The 14,011-nt window shown below is 37.0% G+C and carries 13 protein-coding genes; 1 reads left to right on the top strand and 12 read right to left on the bottom strand.

What is annotated here, in order from left to right:
* Positions 1–35: 35 nt before the first annotated feature.
* From groES to KKC46_20905, 3 genes are all read right to left on the bottom strand, one after another.
* Positions 36–323, bottom strand: a complete 288-nt coding sequence (groES, locus tag KKC46_20915) for a co-chaperone GroES (GenBank protein ID MBU1056263.1) — start codon at positions 321–323, stop codon at positions 36–38.
* A 309-nt stretch (positions 324–632) separates the two neighbouring features.
* Positions 633–902: a zinc ribbon domain-containing protein gene (locus KKC46_20910; GenBank protein ID MBU1056262.1), complete on the bottom strand. Its 270-nt coding sequence runs from the start codon at positions 900–902 to the stop codon at positions 633–635.
* A gap of 165 nt (positions 903–1,067) precedes the next feature.
* Positions 1,068–1,625 carry a hypothetical protein gene (locus KKC46_20905; GenBank protein ID MBU1056261.1) on the bottom strand — a complete coding sequence of 186 codons (558 nt, stop codon included), beginning with the start codon at positions 1,623–1,625 and terminating at the stop codon, positions 1,068–1,070.
* Between the two features lie 379 nt (positions 1,626–2,004).
* Between KKC46_20905 and KKC46_20900 the strand changes: the two genes are divergently transcribed.
* Complete coding sequence (locus tag KKC46_20900) at positions 2,005–2,103, top strand: AURKAIP1/COX24 domain-containing protein (GenBank protein ID MBU1056260.1); 99 nt, start codon at positions 2,005–2,007, stop codon at positions 2,101–2,103.
* Between the two features lie 305 nt (positions 2,104–2,408).
* Here KKC46_20900 and hflC read toward each other — a convergent pair whose 3' ends face one another.
* From hflC to KKC46_20855, 9 genes are all read right to left on the bottom strand, one after another.
* Entirely contained in the window at positions 2,409–3,353 is a 945-nt protein-coding gene (gene hflC / locus KKC46_20895; protein MBU1056259.1) for a protease modulator HflC, read from the bottom strand.
* The gene (gene hflK, locus KKC46_20890) at positions 3,343–4,383 is read right to left on the bottom strand and encodes an FtsH protease activity modulator HflK (protein ID MBU1056258.1); all 1,041 of its coding nucleotides are present in this window, start codon (positions 4,381–4,383) and stop codon (positions 3,343–3,345) included. Before hflK ends, hflC begins: the two co-directional genes overlap by 11 nt.
* A gap of 28 nt (positions 4,384–4,411) precedes the next feature.
* Complete coding sequence (locus KKC46_20885; GenBank protein MBU1056257.1) at positions 4,412–5,584, bottom strand: cysteine desulfurase; 1,173 nt, start codon at positions 5,582–5,584, stop codon at positions 4,412–4,414.
* Between the two features lie 169 nt (positions 5,585–5,753).
* Positions 5,754–6,266 (bottom strand): Fe-S cluster assembly scaffold protein NifU, encoded by a 513-nt coding sequence (gene nifU, locus KKC46_20880; protein ID MBU1056256.1) that lies wholly within the window; start codon positions 6,264–6,266, stop codon positions 5,754–5,756.
* A gap of 435 nt (positions 6,267–6,701) precedes the next feature.
* Positions 6,702–8,096, bottom strand: a complete 1,395-nt coding sequence (locus KKC46_20875) for a HAMP domain-containing histidine kinase (protein MBU1056255.1) — start codon at positions 8,094–8,096, stop codon at positions 6,702–6,704.
* Positions 8,093–8,764 (bottom strand): response regulator transcription factor, encoded by a 672-nt coding sequence (locus KKC46_20870; protein ID MBU1056254.1) that lies wholly within the window; start codon positions 8,762–8,764, stop codon positions 8,093–8,095. The genes KKC46_20875 and KKC46_20870 overlap by 4 nt, the downstream gene beginning before the upstream one ends.
* Positions 8,765–8,858: 94 nt before the next feature.
* A complete protein-coding gene (locus KKC46_20865) occupies positions 8,859–10,331 on the bottom strand; it encodes a glycosyltransferase family 39 protein (protein ID MBU1056253.1) in 1,473 nt (490 codons plus the stop codon).
* Positions 10,332–10,572: 241 nt separating this feature from the next.
* Positions 10,573–12,252 (bottom strand): phospholipid carrier-dependent glycosyltransferase, encoded by a 1,680-nt coding sequence (locus tag KKC46_20860; GenBank protein ID MBU1056252.1) that lies wholly within the window; start codon positions 12,250–12,252, stop codon positions 10,573–10,575.
* 7 nt (positions 12,253–12,259) lie between these two features.
* Positions 12,260–13,954 (bottom strand): glycosyltransferase family 39 protein, encoded by a 1,695-nt coding sequence (locus KKC46_20855; protein ID MBU1056251.1) that lies wholly within the window; start codon positions 13,952–13,954, stop codon positions 12,260–12,262.
* Positions 13,955–14,011 lie beyond the last annotated feature (57 nt).

Below are 14,011 nucleotides of genomic sequence, written 5' to 3'. Positions count from 1 at the left end.
TCTATCCTCCGTTTATATGTTTATAGCCATTTAAATTACTCAATTATACCCAGCACATCATCTTCGCGCATGATAAGGTATTCATCTCCTTCTATTTTTACCTCAGTGCCGGAATATTTACCGAACAGAATTGTATCTCCCTTTTTAATTTCAAGAGGAATCTTTTTGCCGTCTTCACCGATTTTTCCATTGCCAACTGCTATAACTTTACCCTCAGCCGGTTTTTCTTTGGCTGTGTCCGGAATAATAATTCCTCCCTTAGTGGTTGCAAGTTCTTCAACACGCTGTACCAAAATTCGATCATGTAATGGTTTAAGCTTCATGGTTTCAGTTCTCCTTTTTATTTTACGAATTATAACTTATTATTATTTATAGAAACTGCCTGATTTAATAATCAAATTGACCAAAAACGGACTAAATATTTTTTATCTTTAAGCCACCCCCCTTCAAAAAATAAATTCATTTGTGTTTAAATGTGACTTTCAGAATAAATAAATATTTTTTATGACTATAAGCATACTTTTCTGTTTGTAAAGGGATGGTTTAGTACTTTCTTAATATATATCGATGAATTAATAAAAACATTGTTATAAAAAACTGTTGATATAAACAACTTCCTTTTTAGAGATAGACTATTCTGTTTTTGTTTTAGGGCTGCTATCGGCTTTCTTGGAATCAGAGATTTTTTCGGTCTTTGGGGGAGGAGGTGCAGAACCTTGCGATTTGCCGGCATAGTCAGTTGCATACCAACCGCTTCCCTTAAGCTGGAAGGTAGTGTTTGACATAAGTTTATGAAGTTTGCCAGAGCAAGATTTGCATTTGGATAGTGGTTTATCCGAAAATTTCTGGATAACTTCTTCAATTGTGCCACATTTTGTGCATTCGTATTCATAAATGGGCATATCAATATTCCTCCTTACCGATATTTTGTTCGTAAAAAGACAAAAGTTTTATTTTTGATATAAATTAATACGGTTAATATAGTCAGTATTGTGTGGTTGTCAAGAAAATGAATATGTTTTTTATAGATTATATAATTAACTAATTTATAAAGCTTTTTATTAAGATTAATCTTGAGGTTCATCTTGCAGTTCATCAAGAGGAATACGCCATTTGTCATAAAATTTAAAAACACTTGAAAGTCCGATCAGTTTGATGGATTTAAGTATTTCATGGGTATTGTAATGAACTCTTGTTTCTTCAGCCATCTTCTCTTCATAGGAAGCGCTGAAATTTTGGAGATATTCACTGAACCTTACGATATGGACAAGTTCGTGTGTGATTATATACAGTAAAAAAGGATAAAGCTTTAATTGTGGTGATTTTTTTACAACAGAAAGTATGGAATTGTCCTGAAGACAGATTTTGTAAAAATCATATGTTGATGAGCTAAGAGATGAATTTTTTGGTTGAGCTTTATATTTTATTATCTGAGCGAAAGGGCCGACAACAATTTCCTCTGTTGAAAGATTTGCAAGCGTCTTTATATCGTAGCGTTTTCTAAGCCATTGGCTGGTGGATAATTTATAATATTCGCTTACAAGCTCTTCGGATATTTCAGCAGCCTCGTTTACAGTTTTAATCTGTCTTGGGTTAAATTTTGAAAGTTTTTCGATATAATTCATAATTATGTTATTAATGATTTATACATTAAAATCAAATAAATATTTTTAACATTATCTCATATTATTGGATTTTTATAAATTGGGTACGTAACTGGCAACTGCGATTCAAAAGGCTTTCCAAAAAACTTTAAGCGAATTTCGTGAAAGCTTAATAATAAACTTTATATTTGATAATAAAAAGATATGGACAAAGATTAAATAATAGTGTTAGTTAGTTCTCGTTATATTAAAATGGTAATATTCAATGAAATTATTTTGCTGGTTGTTAGCTGATTTATTTAAAAAATTTAAAAAAATAGATTGAAAGTTCTGTGAATTTTCTTTATATAATAAAATTATTGGTTTTAGATAAAATTACAATTATATAGGAGGTGATCTGTTGGGTAGCGTAATAAAAAAGCGAAGGAAAAAAATGAGAAGGCATAAGCATAAAAAGCTTTTAGCCCGTACGCGGCATCAGAGAAGAAAAGGTAAATAAAGCTACCTGCGGTCTCTTATTTAGTGTTTAATATATTTAGTGTTTAATATAAAAAAGCGCCTGTTATTTTTTATGTAGGCGCTTTTTTATATGGGCTTATATAAAGTCTTTTTCGACTTGCTGTGAATAAATTTAAAACCAGGCTACAGAGCCTGTTTTAAAACACCCCATTTTGGCTGATCTTAAGCGTTGGTTGCTTAAATTTCAATCCCCGAAATACTAAAAATGTATTCCTGTGGTTTAAATTTTCTCTCGCCTTGAGCTTGACCAAACTGAAACGTTTTGAAAGTGGCTCTACAGTAAAATTATTTTTGATATCCTTTAAGATATTTAAATAATTCAGAATCAGTTGTAAGCACAAGTGAGCTGTCTTTGCCCAATGATTCGTTATAAACCTCAAGGGTTTTTACAAAAGAATAGAAAGCCGGATCAGCACCGAATGCTTTAGCGTATATCTTGGTTGCTTGTGCATCAGCCTCGCCTTTAAGTTCCTGTGCCTTTTTATATGCTTCTGAGGTTATTTGTTTTAAGTCACGCTCTTTTTCTCCGATAATTTTTTGAGCTTCCCCATGTCCTTCCGATCGGAATTTTTCAGCTATTTGTTTTCGTTCCGCAATCATTCGGCCATATACGGATTCTCTGACCTCCCTTACATAATTAATGCGTTTGATCTTAACATCAACCAGCTCAATGCCGAATTTAGCCAGTTTAGGTTGTGCCTGTTCGAGAATATCTTGCATAATAACTTCTCTTCCGGTAGTAATTTTGTATAATGGTCTGGTCTTTTTTTCCGTAATTTCTATGCCCGCTTCAAAAGTATCAAGCTCTCTGTTGCTCCTGCGTACCGTTTCAATAAGTTTATAGGATGTAATTAGATTTCTTAGGGCAGGATCTATTATATCGTCAAGCCGTCCAAGAGCACTATTTACACTAGTGACGGTCTGAAAAAATTTTACAGGATCGACTATTTTCCAGCGGGCAAATGTATCAATCCATAGATATGTTTTGTCAAGAGTTGGTATCTGGCCTGGCTTGCCGTCCCACTGCAAGAGGTTTTTAGGAAAATAATTTACTTCCTGAAAAAACGGTATTTTAAAATAAATTCCAGGTTCTTTTATAGGAGATCTGATTACTTTTCCGAATTGTGTTACAATTACCTGTTCTGTTTCATCCACGATAAAAGCGGAACCTAATGTAACAAAAATTGCGATCATACAACCTATTAATATGGTGATAGCTCTATTTTTCATTTTTTGTGGCACCTGTTTGGTTTGCAAGATTTAGAAACGGTAAAAGATTCTTCTGATCGGCGTCTATTATGTATTTGTTTCCAAGTTTCGGGAGAAGATCATTTAACATTTCAAGATACATCCTTCTTTGGGTTACATCTTTTGCTTTCACATATTCAGTGTAAAGCGCAACAAATCTTGAAGCATCGCCCTTTGCCCGGTTTACTCTGTCCAGAGCGTATCCTTCAGCTATCCTGATTGTCCTTTCGGCTTCACCTCTTGCTTTAGGCAATTCTTTATTATATTCTTCTTTTGCCTGATATATCAGTTTTTCTTTTTCCTGAACTGCCTGGTTGACTTCATTAAATGATGGCTGAACAGGTTCCGGCACATTTGTTTTTTCCATTTCGATTGTTGCAATACTTATTCCTGCTTCGGATTTATCAAGTTCGGCCTGAAGAACTATCTTTGCTTCATCAGCTATTTCTTCACGCTTACTTATGACTTCATTTATACTTCTGTCTCCTATAACAAGCCGCATTGCGGCTTCGGACATATCTGACAGCAGAGAATCAACTTCTCTGATTTTAAATAAAAAATTATAAGGGTCATTGATTCTGTAATGAACAATCCAGGGGGCAAGAGCTACATTCAGATCTCCTGTAAGCATCAGGGATATATTTTCGTTTACAGTTGGAGAAGAAAAAAGCTGTCTCCCCTCTGGTCTTGTTGAGCTGAATCCAAACTCCTTTTTATAAACGCGTCTTATTTTTAATTTTGTTACTTTTTCTATGCCTGCCGGCAATTTGAAATTAAGCCCGGGTTGTGTTGTTTTTGTGTATTTTCCAAACCGCTGCACAATTCCTACCTCATCAATCCCTATTGTATAAAACATAGAAGAGGCAAGAAACAGAACAAAGATAACAAGGATAATTATCGGAAGTCCGGGAATCTTTTTATCAGAAAACTTTTTGAAAAAGTTTTCCATTTGTGGCGGAATAGTTTGTTTACTTTCCTGCTGGTTCTTAAGTTTTTCCCAATCCCAACTCATAGTTATAATTCCTTAAATAGTTATTAATTCAGATCTTGTTCTTTTTATATAAAGGCGACATTTCTCTTAATATAGCAACAACTTTTTTCAATACATCGACAAAACGATCGATCTCAGCTTCTGTGGTATCTTTCCCAAAGGTTATTATAAGGGTTCCTTGTGCATCGGCATAGTCCATATCAATTGAAAGAAGAACGTGTGAGGCTCTAAGAGAACCTGATGCACAGGCGGATCGGGTGGACACTGCTATTTTTTCTTCATCAAGCATAAGGACTATGCTCTCTCCCTCAATATATTTTACACAAAGCGATACAAGGTTTGGCAGAGAAAGTTCAGGGTGTCCATTAATAATGATATCACCAATATTTCCCTTCAACCCGGTTATAAGCTTATTTTTGAGCTTTTTCATATGGGCCAATCTGGACTGCATTTCCCGGTTAGCAATTTCTGCTGCTACCCCCATACCTATTATGCCTATTAAATTCTCCGTACCGGCTCTTCTGCTGCCTTCCTGGCCACCCCCATCAATCAGAGGAAAGAGGCTTACACCTTTTCGTATATAAAGTCCTCCAACTCCGGAAGGGCCGTTGAATTGATTAGCGGCAAAGCTTATAAGATCTATTCCTGATTCCTGAACATCAATTGGTATTACTCCAACCGAGGCCACACAATCAGAATGAAAAAGCACATTATTTTCTTGTGCAATACGGGCTATTTCCTTTATCGGCTGAATTGTGCCAATCTCATTATTTCCATGCATTATTGATATCAGTATGGTCTGATCGGTTATAGCCTTTTGTACATTCGCCGGATCCACAACACCATTTTTGTCAACTTCAACGGAGGTTACCGTGTAACCTAATTTTGTTAATCTGCGCAGGGATTTTAATACAGAATTATGTTCTATATTTGATGTTATGATATGTTTTCCCTTTTTTGCATGGGCAAAAGCCACACCTTTTATAGCATGATTAATTGACTCCGTTCCGGATGAAGTAAAGACTATATTATCAGGAGAAGGGCTGTTTATTAAGAGTGCAACATTTTCACGAGCCTTATCAATGGCATCTCTGGCTTCGTCCCCAAAGCTGTGTGTGCTTGAAGGATTGCCATAATCCTTTTTAATTGCTTCTATCATGGCTTCTTTAACTTCAGGCGAAAGAGGGTTGGCAGATATATAATCAAGATTTGTTACCTTCATCTATTATGCTCCTTACAAAATATTAATGAGCCAGTTTCAAAACGCCCCATTTTGGCCGATCTTAAGCGTTGGGCTCAAATTTCAATCCTCGAAATACTAAATGTATTCCTGTGGTTGAAATTTTCGCCCGCCTTGAGCTTGACCAAACTGAAACGTTTTGAAAGTGGCTCTAATGAATATCGCTTATTTCTCGTCCGCAATTATCGCAAAACTCATGTTTTGGATCAATCTCGCCACTGCAATACGGGCATTTGCATTCTTCACCTTCTTCATGTGTATGAATATCTTCCATAGGCAGCTTAACTCTTACTTTTCCTGCTTTTCTGTCTTCATAATCTTTTATGGCGAGTTGGAGGGCATCTGCGCCAAGGTTTGAACAGTGGAGCTTGTTTTTAGGAAGGCCTTGAAGTGCCTCAGCTACAGATTTATTTGTAATTTTTTTTGCTTCTTCTATGGTTTTACCTTTGGCCATTTCTGTCAGCATGCTGGAAACTGCAATTGCAGCTCCGCATCCAAATGTCTGAAAACTTATATCTTCGATTATATCATCTTTAACCTTGATATATATATTCATCATATCGCCACAGACAGGATTGCCTATTTCTCCCACTCCATCCGGATCTTTCATTTCTCCTACATTTCTAGGTTTTTTGAAGTGATCCATCACTGTTTCTGTGTACATATCTCACCCCTCTTCGTTTTAAATATTATTTATATAAATTTATCATGTTATTTAAAAAAGCGCCATTAAAGCAATTACGCCGGAATGACAAAAAATGTTCTCCAGCTTTTTATACGTCCATCAAATTATTGTTATTTGCAGCTTTTAGTAAAATTGAATGTTTTAAATGATTTGAGCATTTTATATTCCACATCAGCAGATTATATTATACCAATTGCGATAATTAAAAAGGGCTAAGAGGCTTTTATTGCATGAATCGGTGCTATTTTCTAAACCCACAAACACTAACTTTACTGAAACTTTATAAAAAATATATATGATACCGGGGAAAGTCAATAGCTTTGTTGCGGCATTTTCCGGTCTGCAAGAAATCGGGCTATTGTCTGATTCCAGTAACAGTAATATTCATATAATTATTCTCTTTACTATTTAAGTTCATACATATGGAAGATAAACAGTTACCCGCGTCCATTCACCCTGTACGCTCTCCATTTTTGCATTTCCGCCATGAAGCTCTATTATACGTTTAACTATGGCCAGTCCCAGTCCTGATCCACCGTATCTGGCAGACCTGGATTTTTCCACCCGGTAAAATTGTTCAAATACTTTTTCAGTTTCATTTGAAGCTACTCCTGGACCTGTATTAGTAATTGTAATTATAACCTCATCCAAAACCTGCTTACCTTCAAGAGTGATTTTGCCACCTACAATGTTATACTTAATAGCATTATCAAATATATTTGAGAAAGCTCTGTTCAGCTTGTCAGCGTCTCCACTGACAATAAGTTTATCAGGAAATTGGATATCCATTTTGATGTTTTGTTCGTCTGTCAAAAATCGATAATCGGATGCAAGGGATAATATTAAATCTTTCAAGTTCACTTCTTCCGGTTTGATGCGGTCCAACATTTCCAGAGATGAGAGGCTTAATAGGTTTTTAACCAGCTGTTCCATCCTTAGAACCTGATTGTTTAATTGCAAGAGATTTTCCTGCAATATAGGGGGGAGGTTTTCCCTGTTTGCGGTACAAATTTCATCTATTGCCAGCCTCATCGTAGACAGCGGCGTTTTCATTTCATGAGACGTATCAAACAATAAATTTCTTTGTCTTGCAAATGAATATTGCAGCCTGTCAAGCATCAGGTTAATAGTGTTTGCAAGTTCATTGAATTCGTCATTTTCGGGACCTACAGGAATTCTTTGATCAAGATTCTTTTCACTTATATTCCGTGTTAAGTCTCTCATGGCTCCAATCGGTTTTAATATCTTTCCCGCAACAAAATAGCTGATTACAATTAAAGCAATGCTGGAAAAAACAAGTCCTGCAACAAGACCTAAAACCAATTCCCTGATTTCATCTTTAAGTTTTGACATAGAGCGGGCGATTTGTACTTTATACTCTATTCCAGAATAGTTAAATATGAAAGATCTTACACGGAAGGTTGTTTGCTTTCTTTTATGTTGTTCCAAAGAAATGTTTTCGGGCTGGTTTAAGGCGTTTAAAATAGCTTTGGAGCCTGGTTTAACCGAAGGAAGTTTTATAAGTTTTGCAAGCTTTGACTCATAAATTAATATTCCGGAATCTTGCTTATAAATATTTAACCAATAGGGATAACTTTCATAGCTTGGCGAACCCACAGACGGCAATGCCGATTCTGATTGTCCCATAGAGATCATCAAGCTTGCCCTGTCTGCTTCTTCTCTCAGTTCTTTATCCAAAAGGGAAAAAGGCTGTTCTAAAAGCTCACAAAACACTACAATGGAAAACAACAGGCTTGTGATAAAACCGGTGCCCGCAACAAACAGTATTATCCTTTTTTTAACCGTCATTCTTGTTGATCCTTAATAATATAGCCAACGCCACGAATGGTTTGTATTATTGAGTCACCGATTTTATGCCGAAGATTTTTGATATGAACATCCATAAAATTTGACATGCTGAAAGGATCAAAATCATCTCCCCAAACATGTTCGGCCAGGCTGAATCTGGATACTACTCTGTTTTTATTATAAAGAAGAAATTCTAAAATAGAAAATTCTCTGGGAGTCAGTTCAAGCAACTTTTTGTCTTTTGTTACATCCCGGCTAACGGTATCAAGCTTAAGATCATAAACCTGTAATACCGACTCAATCTGACCGCCTGATCGCCTGAAAAGGGCGCGGACACGCGCCATCAGTTCATCCGAAGAAAATGGTTTTGGCAGATAGTCATCTGCTCCAAGATCAAGCCCCTTGATCTTATCATCCACATCTCCTTTAGCCGTGAGCATCAGAACCGGAGTTTTGATTCCGGCTTTTCGAATCTCTTTCAAAACAGTCAGGCCATCGACCTTAGGCATCATGATATCCAAAATAATCAAATCGAAAGAGGTAGCGAACAACTTATCAAACGCATCCTCGCCATCTGTTGCCGTTTCAACTGTGTAACGCTGACTTTCAAAAAGTTGCTGTAATTGTTTAAGCAGCGAATATTCGTCATCGACAATTAAAATTCTCATAATGATGCCTTAAAGATATTAGTTTCACATTAAAAAATAATCTTACATTCATACTTTCATTGCAAAAAGAAATTCATAAAAAAGTGGTGGCTTCTCATTCTTGTAATTTCCTGATTAATACCAAACAATCTTCTTTGTAGAATTTGCCTTTGTATGCTGTTGTTACAAGAGTTTTTACTTTCTCAGGCAGTTGTTTAAAAGCCTCCTCAGTGGCAATAATATATGATCCGCCCGGACATGAGGTTATTTCTCCTGCTTTATAGATGAATAGCGGCTCAACAGGCTCTTCATATATCGCGAGTAATGATAGTGCCTCCTTGTCTCGCCTAAGTTGATAAAATACTATATTAGCCGGGCTCTTTTTTTGCATTGATGAGATTTTTTCCACAAATGGACGGTTTCCTCTGGTGTTAACGGCATAAGGTTCTGAGATGTTGGTTATCAAAATTAATAACGTCAGCGCACCGGCTCCAATTTTTAAAAGCTCATTTAGTGAACCTTTCAGGCGTCTATCTGCCGCCCACACCACTATAGCTATAATGCCGGTTAATATTGAAGCCGTATGCCAATCAACGTCCGATTTTAATAAATTAAAATATCCGATAGCTACCACACATAAACACGCTAAAGCAGGAAAATATTTACATAACTTAAGAAAACCCCGTTTTAGCTTAAGCGCTCTGATTTCATCCTTTGCCCCGTATATCAACCATCCTGAAATAAGCGCCAATGCAGGCATAGCAGGCAAAATATATCTTTCTTTTTTGGTTGAGGCAAAGGACAAACCGATTATCACAATAAATGCCCATATCGCAAGCTTTGCCAAAAGTCTGTATTCATCCCTCTCATATTCCCATATCTTCTTCCAAAATATAATTAAGACGATAAGAGCAACAGGATAACATAATGCATATTGATTAAGACCTTCAGTAAAATAATACAGGAATCCGTGGCTTTTTTCATATAACCGGCCTATCGCCTGCATCCTTATAACATCATGCATAAATATATCACCACCCTGATATCTTGCTGCTGCCAGAAGTCCGGCACAGCATAAAATCATCACCAACAACGCAACAAAAGACATCAGAGAAAAGAATTTTATCTTTTTATCAACCAGATAGTATGTGCAGACCACTGCTGCCGGGATTATTAATCCTAAGGGCCCACGAAACAAAAAACCACCGACAAATATCAGCGGTATCCAAAACAGGCGCCTTTTTTTGTCGAACACATCAGCCGTATAGATTATATAAAACCCTAATGCTGCAGCCAAGCTTACAAATTGATCCGGCGAAACACAACGAGACAAACTTACAAAAGTCTTGGTAAGAAGAATAAAGCCAACTCCAATAAGTCCCCATTCCAGTGAATGGATGGCCCCGATACGAAATATGAGCACCAGAATTAATGCCGATACTATGGCTGTTGGAATAGCCGCAGTAAAAGGTGTAACATGACCTCCTGGCAGTGAGGCAAGGTATATCATTAATGTCCCAGTAGCAGGGTAATCAGGATAAGGCTTTCCATAAGTAGTTGGAAAAAATGTCGGTCCGTTACGAAGCATTTCCTGTGCAAAAACTGCATATCTGTCATCAAGCCCAAGAAAGTCATCGGAAAGAAATGAACTGAAACAAATAATTCCAGCTATTAAAATAAAAAAGCTGTATTTGGTATGTACAGAGATTATTTACTCCTGATTCAGGCTGTCTGTGAAACTCTTGAAATACTCTTCTTCGTTAATTACGCCAAACTTTAAGCAACATCTTTTATGAAGCAACCTTATTTTTTGGGATATTTATTTATATTTAATAACGCCGGAACACAAATCCGTTAAAGCCGTTATCATCTTGATAAACAGGTTCGGGAAGCCGATCTTTCCATTTGCGGATATTATTAATTTTGGATACCAGCACTGTTTTGCCACGATTTTCATTGATCAAACTTACAGCCGATTTAATATCTATCAATCTAAACGCAGAATCTGCACAACTTATTCCATAATCAAGTTCGCCGGCACCTTCAAGTAAGTATACATCACTTCGCTTCATATACCAGCAGACTGCCCCAACAGTACTTGAATCGGATAAGATTATAGATTCCTGTCCGAGAGCCTGTTTATTTCTTTCAAGAAGAGTGCCGGGTGCCTTCTTTTCTAAGGTCAAATCAGGCACAATGAAATGAGCTGAAAAAAACAGCAGAAGCGGAGCTATCCCGAAAAGCAAAACGCTGGATCTGCTATTTTGGCTTTTTAAAGAAAGGCCGCAAAATAAAATAAAAAAAACAAGACTGTTAACAGCCATTAGCATTTTCCATGGCTGGGTATAAGGATAGAAATCATGATAGCCGAAAAGTTGAATATAGATAAAAGCCAGAAGTATCAGCGAAAATATCATACCGGCAAAAACTACTCCGAACTTAAAAGATCTGTTTTTAACCTTTTCAGTCATATTCGAAAGGCCGAGCGCCATAAGAACGGAAAAAGGTGCAAAGCAGGGAAGAATATAAGTTATAAGCTTGCCTTTTGAAAGTGAAAAAAACAAAAAAGGCAGTACAAGCCAACAAATAGAAAACCTTACCAGCCGGCTGCTTGCGTCAAGAAATTTTATTTGCATTCTAATTCCGGCAATGGTTGCCGGAATTAAGAATGTCCATGGCAATAAAGCTGCCGGTGAAATAAGGCAGAAGAACCAGAATGATTTACTATGCTGGGCGTTATTGGCCATAAAACGCTGGATGTGTTCAGTCCAGACAAAATAGTGCCAGAAATCCGGTTCTCTTAAGTAGATAGCAATGCTCCATGGCAAAGATACAAGCACTGCGAAAAGAAGAGGAAGCCAGCTCATGCGTAATATATCTTTATAACGTTTTTGCCAGACAAGATAAGGTGCTATTACCATTATGGGAAGGGCAAAGGCAAGAAATCCCTTGGTAAGAAATGCAAGTCCGCAAAATATTCCGGATAACAATAAAAATAGTTTTTCTCTTCCTGATTTAAGGTTTTCTTCAGAAGCAATAAAAAAAAAGGCTATGGAAGCTGTTAAAAAGAGAGCAAATATACTATCGAGGACAGCTGTATTACCCAGACCCAACACTTCAAAAGAAGTCAGAAAGACAAGTACTGCAAGAACAGTCGGTAAATAATTATTTTTATCTTCCTTACGATAAACTTTAAATACAAGCAAATATATCAACAATGCTGAAAGTCCGACTGCAAGCGCTGAAGGGAAACGAACAGCAAAATTGTTTTCTCCGAAAAGCATGATAGAGAATGCATGTGCCCAGTATCCTAAAACAGGTTTTTCAAAGTATCGTAATCCGTTTAAATGCGGAACAACCCAGTCGCCTCCTGAAATCATCTCCCTGGCGATTTCGGCGTAGCGTGTTTCATCAGGAATTACCAAATCTCTGTATCCAAGCGGCAGTATATAGCATAAAACATATAAGGCTATAAGCGCTATCGTATATTTTTTTATTTCTTTATTCATAAATTGGCTATTCTCCTGAACCGAGCAAGCAGGCGACAAATTGTTTCGAGTAGATTTTCCCTTCTGCTATCTTATTGCATTTTTCCCCGTATAAAAGACTTTTAAGCTCTGTATTATCATTAAGACGAGAAACTAAAAGGCAAGGTTTTGTAATCATATTTAACTCTTCGGCAGTGTTTACAAAACGAATTGCAGATGGTTTACGGTTGCTGTACAGAGCAAATTTTACGCCATCGCCATCATTATTTATACCATAAAGTACAAGCGGAAGTTTTGGGTCAACCTTCGATTCTGCTGCTTCTATAAAAGCCCGGCCGGATGCCATATGGGAAAATGCCGGGATTACCATAAGATTTGATCCGGAAAGTCCCACGATGAGAAGAAGCAGTATTGAGGCAATCAAACTATATTTCTCTATTATTCGTCTTCTTATGAAAAACCACAAAAATATCCCTGCTGCCAACCAGATAAAAACGAATGCAAAAGGGACAAACACCAATTGTCTGTATAAACAGGAAAAAACCAAACCAGCCAGCAATACTGCCAAAATTAGAGCGTTTATAATATTTTGAAATATATTTTTATAGAGTATGGAGCCTTTGATAATAATATCCTCTATTAAAGAAGCAAGAATAATAGCAGCCGCAGGATAGAGCGGTAAAAGGTATCGGGAATGTTTTGTGCTGGCAAGTGAGAAAACAGCAACTGTTCCTGCAAACCATGTAATTGCCAAGCGGTTTGCCGAATGAGATGTTACCGTTTGACGAAACCGGTATAAGATGCTTTTTTCTGATTTTTTATCATCATAACGAAATAATCCCGGAATAATAAAAAGCCACCAGACACTTACGATTTCAAGCAGCTGTAAAGGGTAATAAAAAACTGATTTATTGGCTTTACTTGTTATTCTGCCCGTGATCTGCATCCTTATAACATCATCAACCAGTTGTCTGCCTCCAGCATGGGAAACGATAAACAATTCAATTGCCATACAAAGCAGTCCAATAGAAGCCATAAACAAAACAAAGGAAAATAAATGTTTCCAGCGTCTCTCCCAGAGAAGATATCCACCCCATGATATCCCCGGCAGAACTATTCCTATGAGACCTTTGGTGAGAAAAGCAAATATCAGGAAAATAACTGCACTTATAGCATAAGTAATTTTTCCCCTAAAATGTTGGCTATTATCTCTGAAGTAAAGACAGAAAATGGCAGCAGTGATATTAAAAGCAAGCAGCATATCAATTGTAACACTGCTTGCTTCAAGCCAGAATTTAGGGATAGTGGCAAGTACTAATAGTGAAAGCCAGCCTGTACGTATATTGATACTACGCCCAAAGAAAAATGTAAGTGCCAAAATACCTATAGCCGAAAGGGCGCTTGGAAGTACTGCGCTTAAGGTGGTAATATGACCCGAAGGATTCGAAAAAAGGGTTTCAAGCCAGAAGTAAAGAGGTGGATAATCGGGATAAGGTTGCCCCAGTGCTTTTGGAATAAGACTAATCCCGTCTTCAAGCATTTCACGGGCCATAAGTGCATTACGGGTTTCAAGGCCGTATATGTCCCGGAACGGCTGTGCCCAGGTATAGGCAATAAGAAAAATAAATAAAATGCCTGCCAGCCTTAACCATGAATAATCTTTTCCCGGATTGTCGGAAATATTAACCATATTGTAATGCTTCGCATCAACTATAGATGACAAGATATAAGATCATTCTGATATTCCCATTTCTTCAACCAGATCTCTTAAAAAGAAATC

Source organism: Pseudomonadota bacterium (genome assembly GCA_018817425.1).
Taxonomy (GTDB): domain Bacteria; phylum Desulfobacterota; class Desulfobacteria; order Desulfobacterales; family RPRI01; genus RPRI01.
Note: the sequence above shows the minus strand (reverse complement) of the source record. Positions and strands in the feature narration are given on the sequence as shown.